Raw genomic sequence first — 22953 nt, forward strand, 5'->3', positions numbered from 1 at the left:
AACTATTATGCACGCTCTAAATACTCACCAGTACGAGTATCTACACGAACGCTTTCTTCTTGCTGAACAAATAACGGAACACGAACAACCGCACCTGTTTCAAGCTTAGCTGGCTTACCGCCACCGCCAGAAGTATCACCACGTACGCCCGGATCAGTTTCAACAACTTTCAATACAACGAAGTTAGGTGCATTTACGTTTAAAGGAACGCCGTTGAATAACATGATTGTACATGTTTCATTTGAGTCGTCTTTTAACCATTTAGCAGCATCACCCATTGCAGTTTTGTCAGCTGCAATTTGTTCGAAGCTTTCTGGGTCCATGAAGTGCCACATTTCGCCATCGTTGTATAGGTAGTTCATTTCTACTTCTACGATGTCAGCAGCTTCTAAAGTATCACCAGATTTAAAAGTTTTTTCTAAAACTTTACCAGTTTTAAGGTTACGTAATTTTACACGGTTGAACGCTTGGCCTTTACCCGGTTTTACGTATTCGTTTTCCATGATTGAACATGGGTTACTATCAAGCATGACCTTAAGGCCTGGCTTGAAATCATTTGTAGAATAATTGGCCATGACTGGCACACTCCAAACTTAACAAGTCAACTATGCGATATAATGCGCTGTTGCATTATCTTAATCGTGTCGCATGATAAACTATTTACACCAAGAGCAAAACTGGCAATCACAACTCAGTGACCTTATTACCGATCCTTTAGAGTTGTTGAACCTGCTCGAGTTATCCACTGATCAGCTATTATCAGGGGCGATTCTGGCTTCTGAAAAGTTTAAATTGCGTGTTCCGCGTGCGTTCGTCGGAAAAATGAACGCTAAAGATCCTCTTGATCCGCTTTTACTCCAAGTGTTGCCACATCATTTAGAACTTGAGGAACATCCTGAGTTTGTCACCGACCCTTTAGGTGAAGAAGCAGCCAATCAGTTACCGGGTGTTTTACATAAATATAAATCTCGTTTTTTACTGACTTTGACCGGTGCATGTGCGGTCCATTGCCGTTACTGCTTCCGCCGCCACTTTCCTTATCAAGAAAATTTACCTAAAAATGAAGATTGGCTAAACATTAAAAATTATATCGAGTCGAACCCCGATATTAACGAAGTGATTTTAAGCGGAGGTGACCCTCTTACGCTTTCTAACCGTAAATTAGCGCTTTGGTTAGAACGTTTATCATCTCTCAAACAAGTGAAGATTCTGAGAATTCATTCACGCGTTCCAATTGTCATTCCAAACCGTATCGACGAAGAGCTTATTTCTTTATTAAAAAACAGTAGGCTGCGTATTATTCTGGTGGTACACTCAAACCATGCTTCTGAACTCGATGACTTTACTTGTTCAAAATTGTTGCAGCTATCTGAACACTACATTACTGTTCTAAATCAGGCAGTATTGCTTAAAGGGGTGAATGATTCTGCTCAAACTTTAACTGATTTAAGTTATCGTCTATTTGAAGCTCGCGTTATGCCATATTACTTACATGTATTAGATAAAGTAAAAGGCGCACAACATTTTGATTTAATACCATCTGAAATAGATGCGATATATCAAGACGTGTTAGCGAGCCTACCAGGATATTTGGTTCCTAAACTCGTCAGGGAAATTGCGGGCGAAAAGAATAAAACACCGCTTTTTGGGGCTACAACTTTTTGAGTTATATAATAAGTGATGATGAATAATGCACTTTCGGACATTTTTCACAATCAAACCGCACTTACTCGTGAACGGTTAAGCTTTTGTGAAGCCAACATTAAAGATCTTAACGAGTGGGTCACTACCCTTTCTATTATGCAATTGGGTGATACTTCAAAAGCGCTATTTACAGCAATTTTGGAGCTGAATGAGTTAAATTGTAGTGAAACCTTACGCTTTGACTTAATTCAGACACTTCACCCAACCATTAATAATGTGTTGGCGAGTTTAGAAAAAAACTTCTTTAACCAAGGCGTCATTAGTACCGACCGTAACGAGCACATTATTGAACTGGCTATGCTTCTGCGCTGTTATTTTGCCAGTATTTATTTAAATATTGCGCAAACAAGCCACGAACAGCTACAAAAGCAGAAGTTTTCTTTATTCTCTTTTAAACAAAAGAAAAATTTACAAACCGCACGAATTCTGGCGACATTCCACGCATTGCAGCAGTTGACCAATCTTTTATATCAACAGCATATGCTCTATAGCGAACCTGTAAAAGGTCAATGGTTAATTGCCCACCAGCTTTATGAAACAGCGGTTCAATACAAATATCATTTAACCAATATTAATCATATTCAAGGTGTACAGCATCCGCTAGCCAATATTACGCAGGCTTATGCTCAGCTTATTTTATTAGATATTTTTAACACCAATCAGATTCGCCAGTCAGAAATTCAGGCCCTGTTTCAATGTAGTTTTGACTGGGCACGCATGATTCAGATCTTGCCGAAAGACACTGCTTCAACAAAGTATGTGGTCGACCCGACTAAAGATCATCCGCCTGTATATAACAAGAAACAAAGCTCAAATTTCAATCCAAGTATTTTTATTAGCACGCAAGCTTTGCTTGAGCATGTCACTGCTACCATGCATAAAAATGCTCAATATATGTCTAAAAATGAAAAGATTTATTTGAGTCCCGCATTAAAGTTTCACGTTCAAACGATTTTGGGAACCACAGCACAGCGCCGTCATGAGCGTTATGAATATAATGCAGCTTTACAAATCTGTTTTGGCTTAAGTACTGCACATTTTTATTTATCTAAAGCCAAAAACTTTGAAGAAACGCTACAACTGAGTAATAACTATAATTTACAAAGTGAATCGAAAGTCTTATCCAATTTAGAGAAAAAAGAACAACAAACCTCGTCTTATCAACGCTTAAGCCGTGAGAGTAAAACCATTTATCAAACTACAGTGCTTGATATTAGTGTTAATGGCTATCGTATTAAATGGTCCGGCGAAGCACCTAAAAACTTAAGAACCGGCGAATATATTTTGGTGAAGGAAACGCTACATGGTCAGTGGCGTGGCGGTGTAATTCGCTGGATTAAACAATCTACAGAAAAAAGTCTGGAACTGGGTTTAGAAATTCTTTCACAGGCCATGTTCCCTTGCGCTGTACATATTCAGGCAGAGCGTCATACGCGTAATTATCACCCTGCACTATTACTACAAACTCAAAACCTAGAAGAAATACAAAACACGCTTATTTTACCGGGGTCTCAAATTTTTAGAGAGCAACAAACAATTCATTTACGATTGGGGACAGAAGAAATCAAAGTGTATCTACTCAAAGCACAACTCATTACTCAAAGTTTTATTCAATTTCAATTTGAGCTTCTGAATGAGCAGCAACAGTACCTGCTTGATCAGTTCATGCTGAAAAAGAATAACACCGTGAATAGCCAAGATTTATGGGAAGCATTAAAGTGAGAAACTCTTTACTATCTAAAAGGTTAAAACGTACTGAAATACGTTTACTCATTATTGATGATAACCAGTTACGTTATAACCAAATTTTAAATTTATTATCGGGGAATGATTATCAAGTTAATGCCTTATTACTTGATGATTTAAAAAGTTTTGAAAAGCAGCTCAATACATCGTGGGATGTCATTATTTTTGGTCGCGCCTATGATTTGAAAATTGAACAAACTCTCTCCCTTGTTCAAGCCTCAGAACAGCCGCAGCTTCCAATATTATTTTTACAGCCAGACGACTACCAAGCGCAGCAATATCAAAGCTATATTCAAAAAGGGATTTATGATGTAGTCCCATTAGAACCGCTAGATTATTTCTATATTACGCTGGTTCGGGCACTGTCATACAGCCGCCTTTTACAGACGGAACAACGTCTTTTGGCCGAGCTTGATACCATTCATACGCATACGCAAACGCTGGTCGACAACAGCCATAAAGCGGTTGCTATTTTTCAAGAAGGCATCCACATTAAGGCAAATACCGAATATTTGAATCTTTTTGGTTTTCAACAAGAAGAAGACATTATCGGATTGCCGATTTTAGATGTCTTACAACCCAACGATTTAAATGTTTTTAAGCAGCGGTTTAAGAAAATTTCTTTAGGCCAGTTCGATCAAGCACGCTTTGAAATTCAGAGTCAGCATCAGGCTATTTCGGGTAATAATGCGCTAAAACTCGAGTTTATTCCAAGCCAAGAAGAAGACGCGGTACAACTCACCATCGACTATCAAGTTGATTTAACTACTCCAGCAAATAGTACTCCGTCCGAAAAAAGTGTTGGGTTGAGTGCAGCTTGGCCGCAGATTAATCGTCATTTATCGACCCACCCTGCCCAAGCAAACGCCGTTGTTTTATTTAGACTTGCACAGTGCCCAGAACGACTTTTTCAACAGGGTTGGCAAACTTTAGGACAATATTTCAATCAGCTCCATGGTTTTTTAAAAGACCATGCACAGATGCCAATTTTCCAAGTCGACTTGGGTAGTTATGTCGGGATTTTACAAGCCGAAAATAGTTCAGTTTTAAACTCACAGCTAACGAGTTTACAAACTTTGCAAAAAGAACATTTGTTAAAAGTAAATGAGCAAAACTTTTCAGTGCAGTTAAAGCTTGGTTATGCTTTTCTCAACCAGCCCTTAACTGAGAACTCTTTTAGCTCATTATTGAACGAGGCTGAAAAACAGGATTTACCTCGGGTTACACCTCAACTTGAAGTAATGCCAACAGTAGAAAAAACGGTTTCACCGAGCATTGAAGCTGTTCCTCTTGATTTAACAATTGAACATTTTGACCATACGCCTCAGTCCTCTTTGCTCCAGCAGTTAAGACAAAAACTAGCTCAGGGCGAAATACATCTGAAGTACCAGCAAATTTACGATAAGCATGACCAAGAAACTCATAACTATGAAGTGACAAGTGGTTTTATTGCGGGTGAACAATGGTATGACTTAAATGATTTAAGTGATCTTAAAGAAGATGCAGAACTTTCAATTCAGTTAGACCGCTGGATATTGGTAGAAGCGTGTAAACAGCTTCATAATTTCATTGCTCAGTATCCTAAAGCGAAACTCATTATTAACCTTAATATTGATATTTTGCTGAAAGATAAAACATTCCCTGAGCTGATTTCCAAACTATTGACTATTATCGGAAGTAAAATTGAAAGCCCACTGATTTTGCAATTTTCAGAACACGCTCTTCAGCCTTATCTTCCAATTGCTCAACAACACATTGCTCGCTTACGCCAACATGGTGCGGAAATTTCAATTCGAGATTTTGCTTCTTCTATGTATAGCGATTCAATATTACAGCAGCTTGATATTCAACTTGTAAAATTACAGTCCAGCAAAACTGATCTATTAAGCTCAGACCAAGGGCTTAATAACTTACAAGAAAAAATATTGAACTATTTGACTGTAAAACCGATTGGAATTTTATTAGCTCACTTGAATGATATGAACCTGTTTGCCAATGCATGGAATGTAGAAGTGCGCTTTCTACAAGGTGATTATTTTCAGAAAAAACTTGACCGCTTAACAGACGTACAAGACCAATAATGGTCTTGTATATTAAAAACAAAAAACGGGCATAAGCCCGTTTTTTGTTTCGTTTTGAAGTATTAACGCTTGATAGAGCGAGACATACCAGCAAAACGTTGTTTGAATTTGTCGATACGACCACCAGTGTCTACATTCTTTTGTTTACCAGTGTAGAAAGGGTGGCAAGCTGAACATACGTCAAGGTAAATAGTTTCTTTACCTAAAGCAGAACGAGTTTCGATTACGTTACCGCAAGAACAAGTTGCAACTAATTTTTCATATTTTGGGTGAATATCGGCGCGCATCGTCGATTACTCCTAATTGAAGAAAGGCTTAAGCTGTCATCGCAATTGATCACTCTCAATTAAATTGAGGAAAGCTTTTACAAGCAGATCAACACCACAACAGACCATTCTTTTGGCCCACCGAAACCTCAAGGGTTAGAGCTAAGCACAACAAGTGGGCAGTATTATACGCCATATAAATTTTTTTTGCGAATTAATCTTGGGATTTAGCCAAGTAATTTGCAATCACCCCACAGACCATTAACTGTATTTGGTGAAAGATCATAATTGGTAAAACGATCATACCTAAAGGTTGGCCAATAAATAAGATTTGTGCCATAGGTACACCACTGGCCAAGGTCTTTTTTGAACCACAAAAGAACACTGTAATTTGATCAGCTCGGTTGAAACCAAAAGCGCGCGGTAGATAAAGTGCAAGCAGCATAATAATGGTGAGTAAAACAGAACAAGCAATGGTCAAAAGTAGTAAGGTTTTCCAACTCACCTGATGCCAAAGCCCCGCAACCACTGCCCCACTAAATGCACCATAGACCACCATCAAAATTGAACCTTGGTCAAATGCTTTTACAATACTTGGTACTTTTGCCATATATGGAAAAACATAGGGACGAAGTAATTGCCCTAAAACAAAAGGCACTAATAGCAACAAAGTAATTTGTATAATTGAAGATGTAGGATCAAATCCGTGCTGACTTTGTCCTAAAATAAAGAAACTGACTAAAACCGGCGTAATAAACATACCTACCAAGTTTGAGAAAGATGCGCTACATACCGCCCCCGCTACATTCCCTTTTGCAACTGAAGTAAATGCAATAGAAGACTGAACAGTAGATGGCAAGAAACACATAAACAAAAAACCCCAATAGAGCTGCTGCCCTAATAGAGGTAAAAGAATAGGTTTAGCCAATAAACCAATAGCAGGAAAAATAAAGAACGTAATTGCAAATACCAGTAAGTGCATTTTCCAATGCAAAATACCTTCAATGACTGCCTCACGAGACAGCTTGGCACCATGCAAGAAAAATAAAATAGCAATCGCGACTGTAGTTAATGTATTGAAATACTGCGCAGCTTGACCACTGACTGGAAAAAAAGTTGCTAGTAGTACCATGCCAACCAACAAAATTGTAAATCGATCAAGTGCCAAGAACTTCAGCATGTTCACATCCTATGATTATTTTAGATAAAGAAAAGCCCAGTTGATAAATTGACCATTTGGTCAAGCCTTCATCATACTGGGCTATAAAAATAAAGCTAGACTTTTAAGACCTAAATCTTAAAGCGCCTGAGTCATTTATTTAATTATTTCTAGCATTTGCGTCTTGTTGAATAAGCTCGACTTTGTAGCCATCCGGATCTTCAACAAATGCAATCACCGTTACACCACCCTTCATTGGGCCAGCTTCACGAACGACTTTACCGCCACGTGCTTTGATTTCTTCACATGCTTTATAAGCATCTTCAACACCAATCGCAATGTGACCATAGCCATTTCCTAAATCATAACTTGAGGTATCCCAGTTATGAGTAAGTTCAAGCACGGTATTATTTTCTTCATCGCCATAACCAACAAATGCCAGTGTAAAGCGACCTTCTTCATAATCACGCTTACGAAGTAACTTCATCCCTAATACTTCGGTATAGAACTTTAAAGATTGTTCTAAATTGCCTACTCGCAACATTGTATGAAGCATTCGCATATATTTATCTCCAGAAAACCCTCATTCTGATGCTTGTTTAGCCAATAACTTACTTACCCAAATTACAAGTAGTAAAATTGGTAATCCCATCAAGAACGTAACCGTAAAAAAGCCAGAATAGCCTATATGATTTACTATTGTACCTGAGTATCCGCCAATAGTTTTAGGCAGTAATAACATTAATGAACTAAAAATAGCGTATTGCATAGCTGTAAAAGATACACTTGTTAGACTTGAAAGAAATGCAATAAAAACCGCTCCTGCCAGACCCGAAGCTAGATTATCAAATATGATTCCCATAACAAGCCATGTCTTACTGTAAGGTACAACTACTTTTCCTTTCAATTCGATATCAATATTTTTATCAATCGGAATCGCTGGGATATCGGATAAACTCATACGATATCTAGGTTGGCTTTCTGATAAATTTTTTTGATAGGTATGAGTCTGAACTAAAGTCTTTGTTTGCCCATTAACCTCATAATTTGCCTGCACTCTTATTGCATCAAGCTTAGCAAGTTCTGTCCCTGAAATAACTGCATTCCAGTCACTATTTTTAATTTTACCATCTACTTTAACTTGTGGATTTAAGAAAATATTTACAGATTTTATTTGACTATTTTTCGGCAAATTTAGCAAAGTGCCATGAAGGATTATATCTTTTGCTAACTCATCTTTATATACAAGATTATCGCCCCCTATAGCTTGGATATAAATCTCCGGTTTTGGCTCATTTTTGTATAGTTTTAGTGGAATAGTTATTTTTAAAGGTTCAATATACCCTTTAGGTTGCGAGGCAATAGAAACTTCTGCTTGGGTTGTTAAAGTATTACTTGGAAATTTTAAAGACCAGTTTCCTACCTCATCAGGGTTTGCGGTATATACTTGATCGCCAATATTAACCCGGACCTCTTGCATAGAAGCACCAGATTTGACTAAACCAACAAAAATTAAATTAGTTGTGCTCGCTAAAATTGCTCCTAACAACATCATTTTCATGACGTTATAACGCTGAGCTAACATCCCTCCGAGAAATCCACCTAATATTACAAAGAAAATCGCAAAAAACTTATTAAACCAAGCAATTTCTTCTTTATCAAAATTTAAATCTAAATAAAACAGATTAGCCATTACCCCAGCAACGACATCTGAAATACGATAGAAACCTATTAATAATAAAATTGCTAAAGCTACTTTTAATCCATATCGCTTAAAAAAGTCTAGTAAAGGTGACAACCATGTTTCTACAACAATTTTTTTATTAATTAAACCAAATTTAATTAAACCCAGAATAACAATAACAGCAATTGATATACTAATTAAAAGCTTAATAACTAAAAGTATAAAATTTAAAAAAGCATCTTCGATAGAAAATGAATCAAAAATTAAACCGATTTGATAAAAACTAATTCCAAAAACTATGGTTGAAATAACAAAAACTGCAAATAACTGGACATAATCTTTTGCATGATAATGATGTTGTAGGCGCTTAACTACAGGTTCATGGATGAGTAAAGTTGTAATAATTCCTACAATCATCAAACCAGCCATTAATAAATAGGTGGTTCGCCATGCTTCATAAATATAATTACCAACTGCTGTTCCCAAAGATGCAGCAAATAATAGTGCACCTAATTGAGTAATAATTGTAGCAGTGCGATACCCTGCATTATAAGTTGAAGCTAAAACAGTTTGTATATTTGGGTCTTCAGTTAATTCGATACGGTAAGCATCCACAATAATATCTTGTGTTGCTGATGAGAACCCAAGAAAAATAGCAGCCCCTGCCATAATCGTTAAATTTGACAATGAACCGAAATCAGATGTGTTGGGTAATGGATTTGTAAATGCCATCATACAAATTGCACAAATTACCAAAAGTTGTGATACCAACAACCAACTACGTCTTAGGCCCATTCTTCTGGTTAGATATGGCAAGGGTAACTTGTCTATTAGCGGCGCCCAAATAAACTTAAATGAATAAGCCAAAGCTGCCCAAGAGAACATTGTAATAGTACTTCGGTTAATTCCAGCCTCAGTCAACCAAAATGATAAAGTTGAAAAAATTAGAAAAATTGGAATTCCCGATGAAAAACCCAAAAACAACATAATGATTGCACGGCGATCCAAGAAAGCTTTAAAAGAACTTTTCCACCCTTTCGATTCAGAAATCATTCGTTTTTTATTTTCCATAAATTATAAATGCGCCTATTCAATCGCTTCTTACAATTGCTTTCAAGATTCTTTATGCAATCAAGTTTTGTTTTGATGATAAAAACGGCAAGTTTGCTTGATATTTTATGCTAAACCTGTATACCTTTAATCTTCAACCTTCGTTTTCTTTTGCTGGATATCAACAGTGACACAAAAACTTGATCAAGTGACATCTTCAACTTTATCACTCGCTAAAACAAACACCACAAACGTCACAATAAATGCATTTCCTTCAGCTTTTGAGCAACCTGATATTAAAATGACTTTAGATAAAACAGCGTTAAAACCCGAACAACTTACGCATATTCCAAATTTTGAAAATATTCCAGCCTCAACAAAACGCATAAAGCCGCTCAACAACTTTTTAGGGCAAGACCGCGCCAAAGCTTCGGTAGAAGCTGGCATTTCCTTACCCTACTCTGGTTATAACATTTTTGCGGTAGGAACAGCAGGCTTAGGTAAACGCACCATGATTAAGCGTTTACTACAACAACATGCCAAAACAATGCCTACTCCAGATGATTGGGTATATGTTTATAACTTTAAACAGGCTCGTCAGCCCATTGCGTTACGCTTCCCTGCTGGACAAGGAACCAAGTTTCAACAAACTCTTCATCAAACTTGGCAAATTATTTTAAAGCAGCTTGAACGCCGTTTTAGCGCAGAGACTTATCATAACCGTATCGAGCGAATCCGTCAGGAAACTGGTGATGAACAGCAACAGGCACTTGTCGAATTAACGAAAGAAGGCGAAGAACTTGATCTAAAATTGATTTCTCGAAATGAGAAACATGGCTTTGTACCTGTACAGTTAAAAGATAATCAGGTTCAAGAACTGACTCAAACAGAAATTGACGCTTTAAATAGTAAACAGCGTGCTGAGATTGCAGCCAATATTCGCTATATGGATAAAAAGCTTGAGCGTCTTGGTCTGCATTTGGGCGACTTAGAAGATGACGCGCGCGACAAAGTTTCTGTTTTAAATCGAGACATCGCCACTCAAGTGGTTATGCCACGCATGGACTTAATTTTAAATAAATATGGTCAAGTGAAAGGCCTTGAAGATTATTTAAAACAGTATGCTCAAGATATCATTGACAATGTTGAGTTAATTTTAGAACAAGAAGAAGATGACTTTGCTCCTGCTATGTTCAATCGCGTACCGGCGCGTTATCAAGCAAATGTGATTGTCTCAAATAAACCAAACAGTGGTGCGCCAGTTATTTTTGAAGATTTCCCAACACACTACAACTTGCTGGGTCATGTAGAACAACTCACCCACAACGGTACAATTACTACAGATTTCACTCTTATTCGTCCCGGTGCCCTACATCAAGCCAATGGTGGTTTTTTAATGCTGGAGGCTGAACAACTACTCGAACAGCCTTATGCATGGCAAGGTTTAAAGCGTGCCTTAAAATCGGGCCAACTCAAGCTCTCTTCTCTTGAACATATGTTGACTTTAACCGGCAGTATCTCGATAGAGCCTGCTGCTATTCCACTTGATATTAAAGTGGTACTGATGGCAGAGCCTGAGATTTATTATGAAATTTTAGAAGTAGAACCAGAGCTTGGTAGCGTATTTAAAATTCGCGCAGATTTTACCGATACATTACAACGTAATGACGAAAATGAACAAGCTTATATGCAGCTGATTGCTGACTATGTACAAGCCGATAAACTGCTTCCATTTGACCGCAGTGCTCTAGCGGCATTACTGACTGACTCAAGCCGTCAGGCCGAAGACCAGAGCTCATTGTCGTTACATGCTTCAACGTTGGGTGATCTTATTCGTGAAGCACATCATCATGCATTTAAAGCCAATGATAAGATGGTAACCGACCAGCACATTAACCTTGCCCTACAACACCGACAATATCGCTTAGGCTATTTAAGAGAACTTTACTGGCAAGATTTATCGCGTGGAACCCAGTTAATCGAAACTTCTGGCCATCGTTTAGGTCAAATTAATGCCCTCTCTGTCATTCACTATGCAGATGTTGAGTTTGGTTTACCTTCACGCTTAACTGCCTCGGTTTATCAAGGCGGTGGCGATATTCTTGATATTGAACGTAGTGTAGAACTAGGCGGTTCATTGCATGCCAAAGGCGTGTTACTCATGTCTAGCTTCTTAAAAGCTCACTTTGGCCGTGAACAGATTTTACATTTTTCTGCTGCTCTGGCTTTTGAACAAAGTTACGGCCAAGTGGACGGCGACAGTGCAACCGTTGCCGAGCTTTCTGCATTAATCTCTGCAATTAGTCAGTTACCAATTGATCAGTCATGGGCAATTACCGGTTCTATGAACCAGTTAGGTCAAGTTCAACCAATTGGTGGCGTGAATGCAAAAATTGAAGGCTTCTATGATGCATGTAAGCTACAAGGTTTAACTGGCAAACAGGGTGTCATTATTCCACGCCAAAACATGCAACACTTGATGCTACGTCAAGATGTGATTGATGCGGTGCGAATGGGTCAATTCCATATCCATGCAATTGATACAATTGATCAAGCACTTGAGATTTTAATGGCTCGCCCTGTTGGTACCCTCGACAAAAAAGGCAAATACAGCAAACATTCTATTTATGCTGCTGTAATGGAACAGCTTGAATACTGGCAAGCGATCGAAGATGGCGCAGAAGTTGAAGAGGAGCCAAAGAAGAAAAAGAAAAATAAGAAAAAAATTAAAAAACATGAAGAACTCACAGCCGATGATCTTCCTCAAGAAATACAAGAGGAAGTTGCTACGCTAAAGCAAAAATAACACTGACATAAAAAAGGGCTTGTAATAACAAGCCCTTTTTTTATGAATGAGGTAAAAAATTAACGAACAATCTGCATTGCTCTTCCGCCAGCCAACTGACTGAAGTATTGCTTAAGCGCTTCGACACAACGTTGAATCTTCATTGGCTGTTGATCGTGTTTTGCAATCTCTGCATATAAAGTGAAAGCTGGGAGTTTCCAATCTGGAAGAATTTCAATTAAAGAACCATTCTTCAATTCTTTTTGAGCATCTAAATATAAAATTCTGGCAATTCCATGCCCTTGCTGGCATAGCGCTTTAGCCACTTGTAAATTATTACTTTGCAAACGGCTTGCCATCTCGATATTTAATTTTTCACCAGTTTTAGCGTGCTGAAAATTAAAACTACGTGAGTCATTCATTGCATTGATAGAAAGCAACTCATGGTTGTTTAAATCATTTGGATGCAAGATCGGGCTTGTTTGATTGAGATAGCTGGGAGAAGCTACCAAAATCTGATCGACAAAAGCCATAGGAATAACAGAGTCGCTCTCTTCTACCGCTGTAGAACTCATGCGCACAGCAATATCAATTCGCTCTTCGATTAAATCGATATATCGATGCCCCACTTCAAAATGAACAGATAGACCACGATGGGCAGACATCCAGTGAGATAAAGCAGGAATAATGTGCTGAACCGCTAAATCAGGGGTAGTTGCAATACGCAAGTCACCAATCAAATCATCTCGTAATTCATTGATTCTGATTTTGCCTCTTTCTGCTGCTGCCAACATTTCTTGGCAACTTGAGAAAAAAGCCTGCCCTGCCTCAGTCAAACTAAGTTTTCGCGTAGAACGATGTAATAAAATTACATCCATTTCATTTTCAAGAGAACGGATTTGCTGACTTACAGCACTTGTTGTAATGCCTAATTCACGTGCCGCACCACTAAATGAACTTTTTTCAACCACACAAGCAAAAACACCCATCGCACGAAGCTGATCTAACATAGGTTTCCTCAAATCTAATTCTAAATTTATAAAAAATGCTTATTGTTGTAATGAAAGCAACCAATTGTATTATACGAGGAAACCTATATTTAATGCATTAGCTAATTTGGTAAAAGATTTGCAGGGTTGATCGGTTTACCGTCAAGGCGAATTTGGAACTCAAGCATAACGCGAGATGCCCCTGAAGACCCCATTTCAGCAATCTTTTGGCCTGCGGTTACATTGTCACCACTCTTGACCATCATCTTGCTATTGTGGGCATACGCACTGATGTAACCATCAATATGTTTAATTAAAACTAAGTTACCATATTCTTTCAGACCATCGGCTGCGTATACAACTTGACCATCAGCCGCCGCATAAATCGGGTCACCTTGGTTACCACCGTAACGGATTCCTTTGACATTATTCGCCAAATTAAAGCCTTGAATAACCGGACCGTTATTTGGTTTCACCCAACGTAAGCTTGAGCTTGGAATAGATGCTCCCACTGTTGTATTGGTTGATGGCGCAACAGTTGCTGGTGGCGGAGTGGTTGTAGTTGGTGCAGTAGTTGTCGGTAAAGCAATTGTTTGACGCTTAATCGGTTCCGGTTGCGCCATGACTTGTGTCGACACGGTTCTTGGTGAAGAAGATTTCTTCAATCGTAATGATTGATTAACATAAATACGATATGGCGGTGCAATACCATTCATCTCTGCAATACTGAGATAGTCCAGACCATAACGCATTGCAATACCACTTAAAGTATCACCTGAACGGACTGTGTAATAGTTAGGAGCCATTGCATAGCGAGAACTATTATTAATTTGTGGTTTAGAAGCACATCCTGCCATTGCAACAGTAAAACCTACAGCTACAGACAACATCATAATTTTCATTATTTTGTCTCTTTGAATATGCAATCTGCTTTGTTGCCCAGTTAAATGCATCGATCTCCCTCACTAAATGCTACAAATCATTTCGGCTAAGAGTACCAAAAAAGTAAGAGGAAACATGTTCCTCTTTTTCTTTATTCACAAAGTTATAACATTCGGCTCAGTTTATTACCCCAAACTGGCCTGCAAATCTTCTAAAACCGCATAGTTTGTTGCGTCCATCTGAATTGGCGTCACGCTCACAAAACCATTCGCGACCGCAAAAAAATCAGATTGTATTTGACTAGCAATACGCTGTGGATCAGTTACCGCCTCACCAGCAAGACCAATCCAGTAAACCTGTCTTCCTCTAGGGTCTACATGGCTGGTGATAGGTTTAGATTGGGCACGGCGGCCTTGGTAAGTAATTTGTGTACCTTTAAGCTGAGGTACATCTGGAATATTAATATTAAAAATATGTCGCGGTGGCAGTGCAGGTAGACCTTTTGCAATAAAGTCATGTACCCATTTGGCAGCTTGCGCATAATCATCTTTATGGTCGTATGAACGTACATCAGGCCCGGCCAAAGAAACCGCAATTGCCGGTTGTTTCATTAAACGACCTTCAAAGGCGGCGCCAACAGTTCCCGAATATAAAACATCATCGCCTAAATTTGCGCCACTATTGATTCCACTAACAACCAAATCAAATTCGAAGTCAAATAATCCATTCATGGATAAATAAACACAATCGGCTGGTGTGCCATTAACAGCCCATACATCTTCAGCAATTTGAATAGGACGTAAAGGACGATCTAAAGTTAAGGCACTCGAAAACCCGCTTCTTTCACTTTCTGGAGCAACCACCACAACACGGCCTAGTGGTTTTAACGCGTCAGCTAAAGCTTGTATACCTGGTGCAAATACACCGTCATCATTGGCAATTAAAATATTCACAAAAAATCTTTCTCGACAAATAAACCCAGAGGTTTTCTCAATTGAATTATTTGTTGAATTATATATATTTATGCCTCCATAGCATTATAAAATTGTGAAAAAATGAAAACTTTCGCTCCTTTTTTTCAAGTATTGGGGATCAGTATCACATTGTGTACTCAAGCGGTTTTTGCTGATGAGGGTATCTCAACACAAGAAGCTGACAGCTTAATTAAAGATGACATTGCCTCGACTCAAGTCTTACAAGAAATTTGCCCTACTTTTGTTGGTGCAAATAAAAAACTTGAAACCAATACTCAAAAGATTATTGCAATGTACCTGAGTGGTTATTCCAATAAATCAATTACCTTCTCTGCGCTGCAAAATGATTCAGAATATAAAACCCTGTTAAGTGAAGCACGTCAGGCTGCCAAAGAAATGGATCACCACGAACAACATGAACTTTGTGAGGAAGTGGTAAATTACAAAGATTAAGAGCTTAGCTCAATCAGTACGCTTATCTTTAGGGTTTTCTGTTGAGATAAAGCAGAAAACCTACATAACAATACATTTTTTCCATTTTTTTAGCGTTTAAATTGTTTAAGCTATCGGCATATTTCAAATTTTTGTTTCAGGTTATCCATGTTTATGAAAAAAAGCTTAGTTCAATCACTTTCTGTTGTTTTACTCATGACAATGGCAACAGTGGGTTATGCTGCTGACAAGAAAAAAACAGCTGAAAAGAAAACTGAAAATGAAAATGTTGTTGAAGTTACACCGTCCAAAGGTACTACACCGGAAGAATTAGCAGCAATTCAAGTACTTTCTGAAATTTGCCCAAGTTTGATTGGTAAAAAAGATGCCGAATTTGCTCAAGGTTATGAGCGTCTTGTAAAAGACTATTTACCAAATGAAGCCGATCCAGTTGCAGCTTTAGAAAAACGTAGTAAAGACAAGAGCTTCAAGAAAGTCTTAAAAGAAGCACGTAATGATGCAAAAGCTGCTGGTAACGAACAAAATACGTTAGTTTGCCAAGACGTGAAAGCTTATCAATCGCAAAACTAAATTAGTTAAAAACTCTCTAGTTACAATACTGTTTGAAAAAGCCGACTTCCCCCATAGAAGTCGGCTTTGCTTTATCCTAAAATGCTAGGCTCTTCTGCTTCATACAAGATATTGGAATTACCTAGAATGACTCGAAAAAGCGCTATTGCTGCACTCCTCCTCTTACCAAGTTTTTCTTATGCAGCAACTGTCTTATCAGCTCCGCCAGAATTAAATAATAAGTCTTATGTATTAATGGATTACGAGACAGGACAAATTCTCGCTTCTAAAAATGAAAATGAAAAGCTTGCTCCTGCTTCTATGACTAAAATGATGACAAGCTACATCATTGAACAAAAATTATTAAAAGGTGAGCTTACCGAAAATGAACAGGTTCGTATGAACGAATCTGCTTGGTGTAAAGGCAGTAGTTCTGAATCATGTATGTATGTTCCATTAAATGGCACAGCAACTGTTTTAGAAATGCTTCGCGGTATTATTATTCAGTCAGGTAATGATGCATCAAAAGCAATGGCTGAACATATTGCTGGGAATGAAGGTACTTTTGCTCACATGATGAACCAGGAAGCAAAACGTATCGGAATGACCAATACCCAGTTTATTAACTCAACAGGTATGCCAGCTGAAGGTCATTACTCAACCGCAAAAGATATGGCTGTTTTAGCACAACATATTATTAAAGACAGCTCAAAATACTACCCGATTTATTCTGAAAAAGAATTCACATTTAACGGTATCAAACAAGGTAACCGTAATGCTTTACTTTACACTGACCCAAGTGTTGATGGCTTAAAAACAGGCCATACTGATGAAGCTGGTTACTGCTTAACGACTTCAAGTAAACGCGGTCCAATGCGTTTAATCTCAGTTATTTTTGGTACACCAAGCATGTCTGAACGTGCTGACCAAACTCGTGCATTATTGGCATGGGGTTTTGCAAACTTTGAAACTGCAAATGTACAACCTGCAAACCAAGTGCTTGCAAAAGCTAAAGTTTGGTTTGGTAAAGAAAATGAAGTTCAGGTTGGTTTAGCTGAAAACTTTAATGTGACTATGCCTAAAGGCAAAGCGGACGGCATTAAAACTCAATTGGTTGTTCAACCGAACCTAAATGCACCACTTCAAAAAGGTCAAGTCGTTGGTAAGCTTGTTGCAAGTTTAGACGGTAAAGTTATTGCTGAAAAACCATTGGTTGCTTTAAAACCTGTTGAAGAAGCTGGTTTCTTCGCACGTTTAATTGACCATATCAAACAATTCTTCAGCAACTTATTCTAAATTTAAATAATTTTAGAATAGTTGAATTAAGCACTCATGCTATTAGCGTGAGTGCTTTTTTATTTTATACTTTTACTAAATTTTCTATTGATACTTCTCATGGCAAAAAACATCCGTCCTTATTTAGACCATCACCCACAAATTGATCCAAGCTGTTACATTGATGAAATGTCCGTGGTTGTAGGTGATGTTAAATTGGCCGAAAATGTTTCGGTATGGCCTTTTGCAGTCATTCGCGGAGATGTAAATAGTATTCAAATTGGCAAAAACAGTAATGTACAAGACCATTGTATGCTACATGTCAGCCATAAAAATGATGCCAAACCTAATGGTTCACCTCTTATTATTGGTGAAGATGTGACAGTAGGGCATCATGTGACTTTACATGGCTGTACTATTGGTAACCGCGTACTAGTCGGAATCAATACGGTTATTTTAGATGATGTTGTTATTGAAGATGATGTGATGATTGGTGCGGGAAGCTTAGTTCCGCCTCGTAAAGTCTTAAAAAGTGGTTATCTTTATGTTGGAAGCCCCGTACAACAAGTACGTCCTCTAACCGAAAAAGAATTGGCATTTTTACCTTACTCAGCAAGACATTATGTAAAAGTGCAAAATAGCCATAAAGATAATCAAATAAATTAAAACAAACCGAGTTTTTCAAACGATAGAGTTATTCGCATGCTCTATCGTTTGTAAGATGACCGTAGCCAAAAACCCCTAAATTTCGTATCATACGACTTTTAAATTCATGGTGCTTTTTTATGGCCGCATGGACTCCTCATGTCACTGTCGCTACAGTCGTAGAAAAAGATGGACGCTATCTTTTTGTCGAAGAACATAGCGAAGGTTTTGTACACACAGTGTTTAATCAACCTGCTGGTCATGTGGAATGTGGTGAAACACTAACAGAAGCAGCGATCCGTGAAACGCTTGAAGAAACAGGACATCATATAGATATAGATGCCCTACTTGGTATTTATACTTATACCCCCCCTATGTTTCCGGACCGTACTTATTATCGCTTCTGCTTTTTAGCGCATGTGACCCACGTCGAAAGCGATCCAAAACTTGATACAGGTATTGTTTCTGCTGTCTGGATGACTCTAGATGAACTTAAAGAATCTGCCCGTGCACGTAGTCCTCTTGTCATTAAAGCCATTGAAGACGCCATGAAAGGACAACATTATCCTTTAGCTCTTATTTATGAGCACCCTTTCTCTCCCTCATTAACTTCTCATTTGGATGCCTAGTCCTATGCAACAACGTGTCATCGTCGGTATGTCTGGTGGCGTAGATTCCTCTGTTTCTGCGGCGCTCTTACTTCAACAGGGTTATCAAGTTGAAGGCCTTTTCATGAAAAACTGGGAGGAAGATGATGGCACGGAATACTGTACGGCAATGGAAGATTTAGCCGATGCTCAAGCAGTCGCAGATAAAATCGGTATTAAACTTCATACTGCAAACTTTGCTATGGAATATTGGGACCGCGTATTCGAACACTTCTTGGCTGAATATGCAGCCGGTCGCACTCCAAACCCAGATATCTTATGTAATAAAGAAATTAAGTTTCGCGCATTTTTAGATCATGCCATGACCTTAGGTGCAGATTTTATTGCAACAGGTCATTATGCTCGTCGTGCTGAAACTGCTTATAACTCTAAAGGTGAAGCATATGCACCTTTATTACGTGGTTTAGATAACAATAAAGACCAAACTTATTTCTTACATGCAGTGCATGGCCGTGAAATTAATAAAACTCTCTTCCCGGTAGGGGAAATTGAAAAACCGGAAGTTCGTAGAATTGCTGAAGAACTGGACTTAGCAACTGCGAAGAAAAAAGATTCAACTGGTATATGTTTTATCGGTGAACGTCGCTTTAATGACTTCCTTAAACAATATTTACCCGCTCAACCAGGTAAAATTGTACTTGATAACGGTAAAGAAGTTGGTGAACATCACGGTCTGATGTACTATACGCTCGGTCAACGTGGCGGTATTGGTCTAGGCGGTATGAAAGGTGCATCAGAAGGTGCATGGTTTGTACTTCATAAAGATGTTGCCAATAACCGTTTAGTGGTCGGCCAAGGACATGATCATCCACTTATGCAAAGTACACAGCTTTGGAGTGAGGCCATTGACTGGGTAGCAGGCGAGCAAAATATTCCGGCTGAAGGATTACGTTGCACCGCTAAAACACGCTATCGCCAGCCTGATCAAGCTTGTACAGTGTTTATTGATGAAAATAGTGAGCATGGTGTTCGTGTTGAGTTTGATGAACCTCAACGCGCAGTTACACCAGGTCAAAGTGTTGTATTTTATTCGGATGAAGTTTGCCTAGGCGGGGGTGTTATTCACCATACAAACGCCCCTACACCAAATTTTATTTAAGGGAATGAATGGCATGGTGGAGTTACCCTTTCAACAATCACAAGCCTTGAATGTTCGCCAAAACCGTGCCCTTGCCTTGGCTGGGGTATTTCAAGCGACCCAGCTTACGCATATGACCGCCATGACAGGTCAGCAAAGTATTGGTGAAAGCGGTAACTTTTATTTTGAGTTATTAATAAAGGCGAGTTTAAATATTCGCCCTACAACAAATAATAATGCTGTTCAGACGTTGGATTTTTTCAATCAATTGGCTGATATTTCGTTGGGTCTTAAAACTCTTGAAAATTGTATCACTCAGCCTTTTACCAATGCGCCTAAATCTCGTTTGCCTAAAATGCGTAGTGCAAAACTTCCAATGTCTTATGCGATGTCACTTTTGCAGTTAGAGAAAAAGGTCTATAGCAATCCTGAATATGTGGCGATTATTGAAAAAGCGCAGCAGAAGATTTTAAAACAGCTTTCTTTTTTTGATAATAACTATTTACATCCAAGTATTTTAGCCAATTTGGCGCAAACCTATGTTGAAACTGCCGGACAGATTAATCCACGTATTCTTGTTCGTGGTAATGCTGAGGCATTTAAAGATACCAACCATACCAACCGTATTCGTGCTTGTCTGTTTACGGGGCTACAAATGGCCCATTTATGGCGACAACTCGGCGGTAGTTCATGGAACATGATTTTTAGCAAACGTAAATTGCTACAGGATATTCAAGCACTTGCTCGTTTACAGTACCAAGTTATCTAAGGCTGTAACGAGATTATTTTTGTTTTATGTTTATTCCAGCATTAAGGAATCGTTATGAACGCTTTAACCGCACTATCACCATTAGATGGACGTTATGCCAGCAAATGTGATGCGCTACGCCCTTTTCTTTCTGAGTTTGGTTTAATTCATGCTCGTGTCACTGTGGAAGTGCGTTGGTTACAAGCGCTTTCTAACCGTCCGGAAATTGTTGAAGTTGCTCCTTTCTCAGCTGAAACAAATGCAGCTCTAGATGCCATCGTAAGCAGCTTCTCTGAAGAAGATGCAAACCGCATTAAAGAAATTGAACGTACAACTAACCATGATGTAAAAGCAGTTGAATATTTCTTGAAAGAGAAAATTGCAGGTATTGCTGAATTACAAAATGCGGGTGAGTTCATTCACTTTGCTTGTACATCAGAAGACATCAACAACTTGTCTCATGCACTTATGCTTAAAAACGGTCGTGAAGTTTTAGTATCAAGCATGAAGCAAATTTTAAATGCAATCTCTGCTTTAGCTACAACTCATGCTGAACAACCGATGTTGTCTCGTACACATGGTCAAACTGCTAGCCCAACAACTTTGGGTAAAGAAATGGCGAACGTTGCATATCGTTTAGCTCGCCAAATCAAACAATTTGAAAATGTTGAATTATTAGGCAAAATCAATGGTGCAGTAGGTAACTACAATGCTCACCTTTCTGCTTATCCAAATGTGGATTGGCCAGCGCATTCACAAGCTTTTGTTGAATCTTTAGGTTTAACATTTAACCCATATACAACTCAAATTGAGCCACACGACTACATGGCTGAGTTATTTGACGCATTACGTCGTTTCAATACAATTTTGATCGACTTTAACCGTGACGTATGGGGTTATATCTCTTTAGGTTACTTCAAGCAAAAACTTAAAGAAGGTGAAGTTGGCTCATCAACTATGCCACATAAAGTTAACCCAATCGACTTTGAAAACTCTGAGGGTAACTTAGGTATTGCAAATGCAGTGTTGGCTCACTTAGGCGAAAAATTACCAATTTCTCGCTGGCAGCGTGACTTAACTGACTCAACTGTACTTCGTAACATGGGTGTTGGTTTTGCTCAAAGCTTAATTGCTTTTGATGCTTGTTTAAAAGGTATTGGTAAACTTGAACTCAATGCAAACCGCTTAAATGAAGATCTTGACCAAGCTCAAGAAGTTCTTGCAGAGCCAATTCAAACAGTTATGCGTCGTTATAATGTTGAAAAACCATATGAGAAGTTAAAAGCATTAACTCGTGGTCAAGCAATGACGCGTGACATGATGGTTGACTTCGTAAATGGTAACGAACTTGCTCAAGTACCAAGTGAAGAGCGTGCCCGCTTAGCTGAGCTTACACCTGCAACTTACACAGGTAATGCTGCTGAACAAGCTAAACAAATTAACGAATTAATTAGCAAAATCTAATTAAAAAAGTTATAAAAAGCGAAGCTTAGGCTTCGCTTTTTTATTACACTCATACAAATCAGAATAAAGACTTATTTATAAAATGATCGAAAAAGAATTCAAAGTTAAACACTATATTGCACTTGGCCTGCTTTTTATTGCCATTATCATTTCAGGTATTCAACCACTTGAGTTTGAGGCTTATTTGCTTCATCAAGCTGGCACTGTTTTTATGGTGATTCTGCTTTTTATTATTTTCAAAAAAATTGGACTGGATTTCTTAAGTTTTACTTTTTATCTACTGTTTTTATTAATCCATATTATTGGTGCTCACTATCTCTACTCCTACGTTCCATACAATGACTGGATACAACAGGTGTTCCATTTCAACCTAGATCAATATATGGGCTGGTCCCGCAATATGTATGATCGTTTAGTTCATCTTGCCTATGGTGTTTTGCTCTATCCTCTTATTTATCGTGTATTCCAAGTATGGTTACCCACTGCACGTCCTTTTTCTTTATTCTTACTTGTAGTCCAGTTTGTGATGGCGTCTAGTGTCTTTTATGAACTGATCGAATGGGCAATTGCAATCGGGCTATCACCTGAACAAGCTGAAAATTATAATGGGCAACAAGGTGATATGTGGGATGCACATAAAGACATGTTACTCGCTACAATTGGCGCAATCCTCTATGGGCTAATCGCTCTTCTCACAACACCAAAAAATCAAACAATAAATTAAAATTAAAAAAGCGCTCATTGAGCGCTTTT

The 22953-nt window shown here is 38.4% G+C and carries 21 protein-coding genes; 13 read left to right on the forward strand and 8 right to left on the reverse strand.

The annotated features are described in order from the left end of the window. Nucleotides 1-5: 5 nt before the first annotated feature. On the reverse strand, nucleotides 6-575 hold the full coding sequence (gene efp / locus MKL36_RS09570; protein WP_000035083.1) for an elongation factor P: 570 nt from the start codon (nucleotides 573-575) through the stop codon (nucleotides 6-8). 73 nt (nucleotides 576-648) lie between these two features. Here efp and epmB point away from each other — a divergent pair, with 73 nt between their 5' ends. Genes epmB through MKL36_RS09585 form a run of 3 tightly spaced genes read left to right on the forward strand, consistent with a single transcriptional unit; the run spans nucleotide 649 to nucleotide 5531 of the window. Further along, nucleotides 649-1665 carry an EF-P beta-lysylation protein EpmB gene (gene epmB / locus MKL36_RS09575; protein WP_021511034.1) on the forward strand — a complete coding sequence of 339 codons (1017 nt, stop codon included), beginning with the start codon at nucleotides 649-651 and terminating at the stop codon, nucleotides 1663-1665. Between the two features lie 15 nt (nucleotides 1666-1680). Next, nucleotides 1681-3426 (forward strand): hypothetical protein, encoded by a 1746-nt coding sequence (locus MKL36_RS09580; RefSeq protein ID WP_000981543.1) that lies wholly within the window; start codon nucleotides 1681-1683, stop codon nucleotides 3424-3426. After that, a complete protein-coding gene (locus MKL36_RS09585) occupies nucleotides 3423-5531 on the forward strand; it encodes an EAL domain-containing protein (RefSeq protein WP_086374102.1) in 2109 nt (702 codons plus the stop codon). The genes MKL36_RS09580 and MKL36_RS09585 overlap by 4 nt, the downstream gene beginning before the upstream one ends. 62 nt (nucleotides 5532-5593) lie before the next feature. Here MKL36_RS09585 and rpmE read toward each other — a convergent pair whose 3' ends face one another. The 4 genes from rpmE to MKL36_RS09605 form a co-directional block, all read right to left on the reverse strand. Further along, nucleotides 5594-5818: a 50S ribosomal protein L31 gene (rpmE, locus tag MKL36_RS09590; protein ID WP_001200845.1), complete on the reverse strand. Its 225-nt coding sequence runs from the start codon at nucleotides 5816-5818 to the stop codon at nucleotides 5594-5596. Between the two features lie 193 nt (nucleotides 5819-6011). After that, entirely contained in the window at nucleotides 6012-6983 is a 972-nt protein-coding gene (locus MKL36_RS09595) for a bile acid:sodium symporter family protein (protein WP_001984712.1), read from the reverse strand. A 133-nt stretch (nucleotides 6984-7116) separates the two neighbouring features. Further along, nucleotides 7117-7518, reverse strand: coding sequence for a lactoylglutathione lyase (gene gloA, locus MKL36_RS09600; RefSeq protein WP_001242511.1), 402 nt, complete (start codon nucleotides 7516-7518; stop codon nucleotides 7117-7119). 21 nt (nucleotides 7519-7539) lie between these two features. Next, complete coding sequence (locus MKL36_RS09605; RefSeq protein ID WP_021511035.1) at nucleotides 7540-9711, reverse strand: AmpG family muropeptide MFS transporter; 2172 nt, start codon at nucleotides 9709-9711, stop codon at nucleotides 7540-7542. A 166-nt stretch (nucleotides 9712-9877) separates the two neighbouring features. Here MKL36_RS09605 and MKL36_RS09610 point away from each other — a divergent pair, with 166 nt between their 5' ends. Further along, nucleotides 9878-12496: a Lon protease family protein gene (locus tag MKL36_RS09610; RefSeq protein WP_021511036.1), complete on the forward strand. Its 2619-nt coding sequence runs from the start codon at nucleotides 9878-9880 to the stop codon at nucleotides 12494-12496. A 59-nt stretch (nucleotides 12497-12555) separates the two neighbouring features. Here the strand turns inward: MKL36_RS09610 and MKL36_RS09615 are convergent, their stop codons facing one another. The 3 genes from MKL36_RS09615 to surE form a co-directional block, all read right to left on the reverse strand. Then, on the reverse strand, nucleotides 12556-13485 hold the full coding sequence (locus MKL36_RS09615; RefSeq protein WP_000886770.1) for a LysR family transcriptional regulator: 930 nt from the start codon (nucleotides 13483-13485) through the stop codon (nucleotides 12556-12558). A gap of 101 nt (nucleotides 13486-13586) precedes the next feature. Then, nucleotides 13587-14417: a peptidoglycan DD-metalloendopeptidase family protein gene (locus tag MKL36_RS09620; RefSeq protein ID WP_000550750.1), complete on the reverse strand. Its 831-nt coding sequence runs from the start codon at nucleotides 14415-14417 to the stop codon at nucleotides 13587-13589. 114 nt (nucleotides 14418-14531) lie between these two features. After that, nucleotides 14532-15299: a 5'/3'-nucleotidase SurE gene (gene surE, locus MKL36_RS09625; protein WP_001023216.1), complete on the reverse strand. Its 768-nt coding sequence runs from the start codon at nucleotides 15297-15299 to the stop codon at nucleotides 14532-14534. Between the two features lie 102 nt (nucleotides 15300-15401). On the opposite strand from surE, the gene MKL36_RS09630 reads away from it, so the two are divergent. The 9 genes from MKL36_RS09630 to MKL36_RS09670 all read left to right on the forward strand — a co-directional run bounded on the left by MKL36_RS09630 (nucleotide 15402) and on the right by MKL36_RS09670 (nucleotide 22924). Then, nucleotides 15402-15773 (forward strand): MCR_0457 family protein, encoded by a 372-nt coding sequence (locus tag MKL36_RS09630; RefSeq protein ID WP_000846423.1) that lies wholly within the window; start codon nucleotides 15402-15404, stop codon nucleotides 15771-15773. Nucleotides 15774-15920: 147 nt separating this feature from the next. After that, nucleotides 15921-16343 (forward strand): MCR_0457 family protein, encoded by a 423-nt coding sequence (locus MKL36_RS09635; protein ID WP_000480885.1) that lies wholly within the window; start codon nucleotides 15921-15923, stop codon nucleotides 16341-16343. 126 nt (nucleotides 16344-16469) lie between these two features. Next, nucleotides 16470-17618: a D-alanyl-D-alanine carboxypeptidase PBP5/6 gene (gene dacC, locus MKL36_RS09640; RefSeq protein WP_000197255.1), complete on the forward strand. Its 1149-nt coding sequence runs from the start codon at nucleotides 16470-16472 to the stop codon at nucleotides 17616-17618. Between the two features lie 99 nt (nucleotides 17619-17717). After that, nucleotides 17718-18263 (forward strand): gamma carbonic anhydrase family protein, encoded by a 546-nt coding sequence (locus MKL36_RS09645; RefSeq protein WP_021511037.1) that lies wholly within the window; start codon nucleotides 17718-17720, stop codon nucleotides 18261-18263. A 119-nt stretch (nucleotides 18264-18382) separates the two neighbouring features. Beyond that, on the forward strand, nucleotides 18383-18871 hold the full coding sequence (locus tag MKL36_RS09650) for an NUDIX hydrolase (RefSeq protein ID WP_000741964.1): 489 nt from the start codon (nucleotides 18383-18385) through the stop codon (nucleotides 18869-18871). A 4-nt stretch (nucleotides 18872-18875) separates the two neighbouring features. Next, the gene (gene mnmA, locus MKL36_RS09655; protein ID WP_001187604.1) at nucleotides 18876-20009 is read left to right on the forward strand and encodes a tRNA 2-thiouridine(34) synthase MnmA; all 1134 of its coding nucleotides are present in this window, start codon (nucleotides 18876-18878) and stop codon (nucleotides 20007-20009) included. Nucleotides 20010-20022: 13 nt separating this feature from the next. Then, nucleotides 20023-20757, forward strand: a complete 735-nt coding sequence (hflD, locus tag MKL36_RS09660) for a high frequency lysogenization protein HflD (protein WP_021511038.1) — start codon at nucleotides 20023-20025, stop codon at nucleotides 20755-20757. 54 nt (nucleotides 20758-20811) lie between these two features. Continuing rightward, the gene (gene purB / locus MKL36_RS09665; protein WP_021511039.1) at nucleotides 20812-22200 is read left to right on the forward strand and encodes an adenylosuccinate lyase; all 1389 of its coding nucleotides are present in this window, start codon (nucleotides 20812-20814) and stop codon (nucleotides 22198-22200) included. Between the two features lie 82 nt (nucleotides 22201-22282). Further along, nucleotides 22283-22924, forward strand: a complete 642-nt coding sequence (locus MKL36_RS09670; protein ID WP_000570321.1) for a DUF2238 domain-containing protein — start codon at nucleotides 22283-22285, stop codon at nucleotides 22922-22924. Nucleotides 22925-22953 lie beyond the last annotated feature (29 nt).

Origin of the sequence: Acinetobacter sp. AOR12_HL, assembly GCF_027855275.1 — a bacterium.
Classification (GTDB): Bacteria; Pseudomonadota; Gammaproteobacteria; order Pseudomonadales; family Moraxellaceae; genus Acinetobacter; species Acinetobacter baumannii.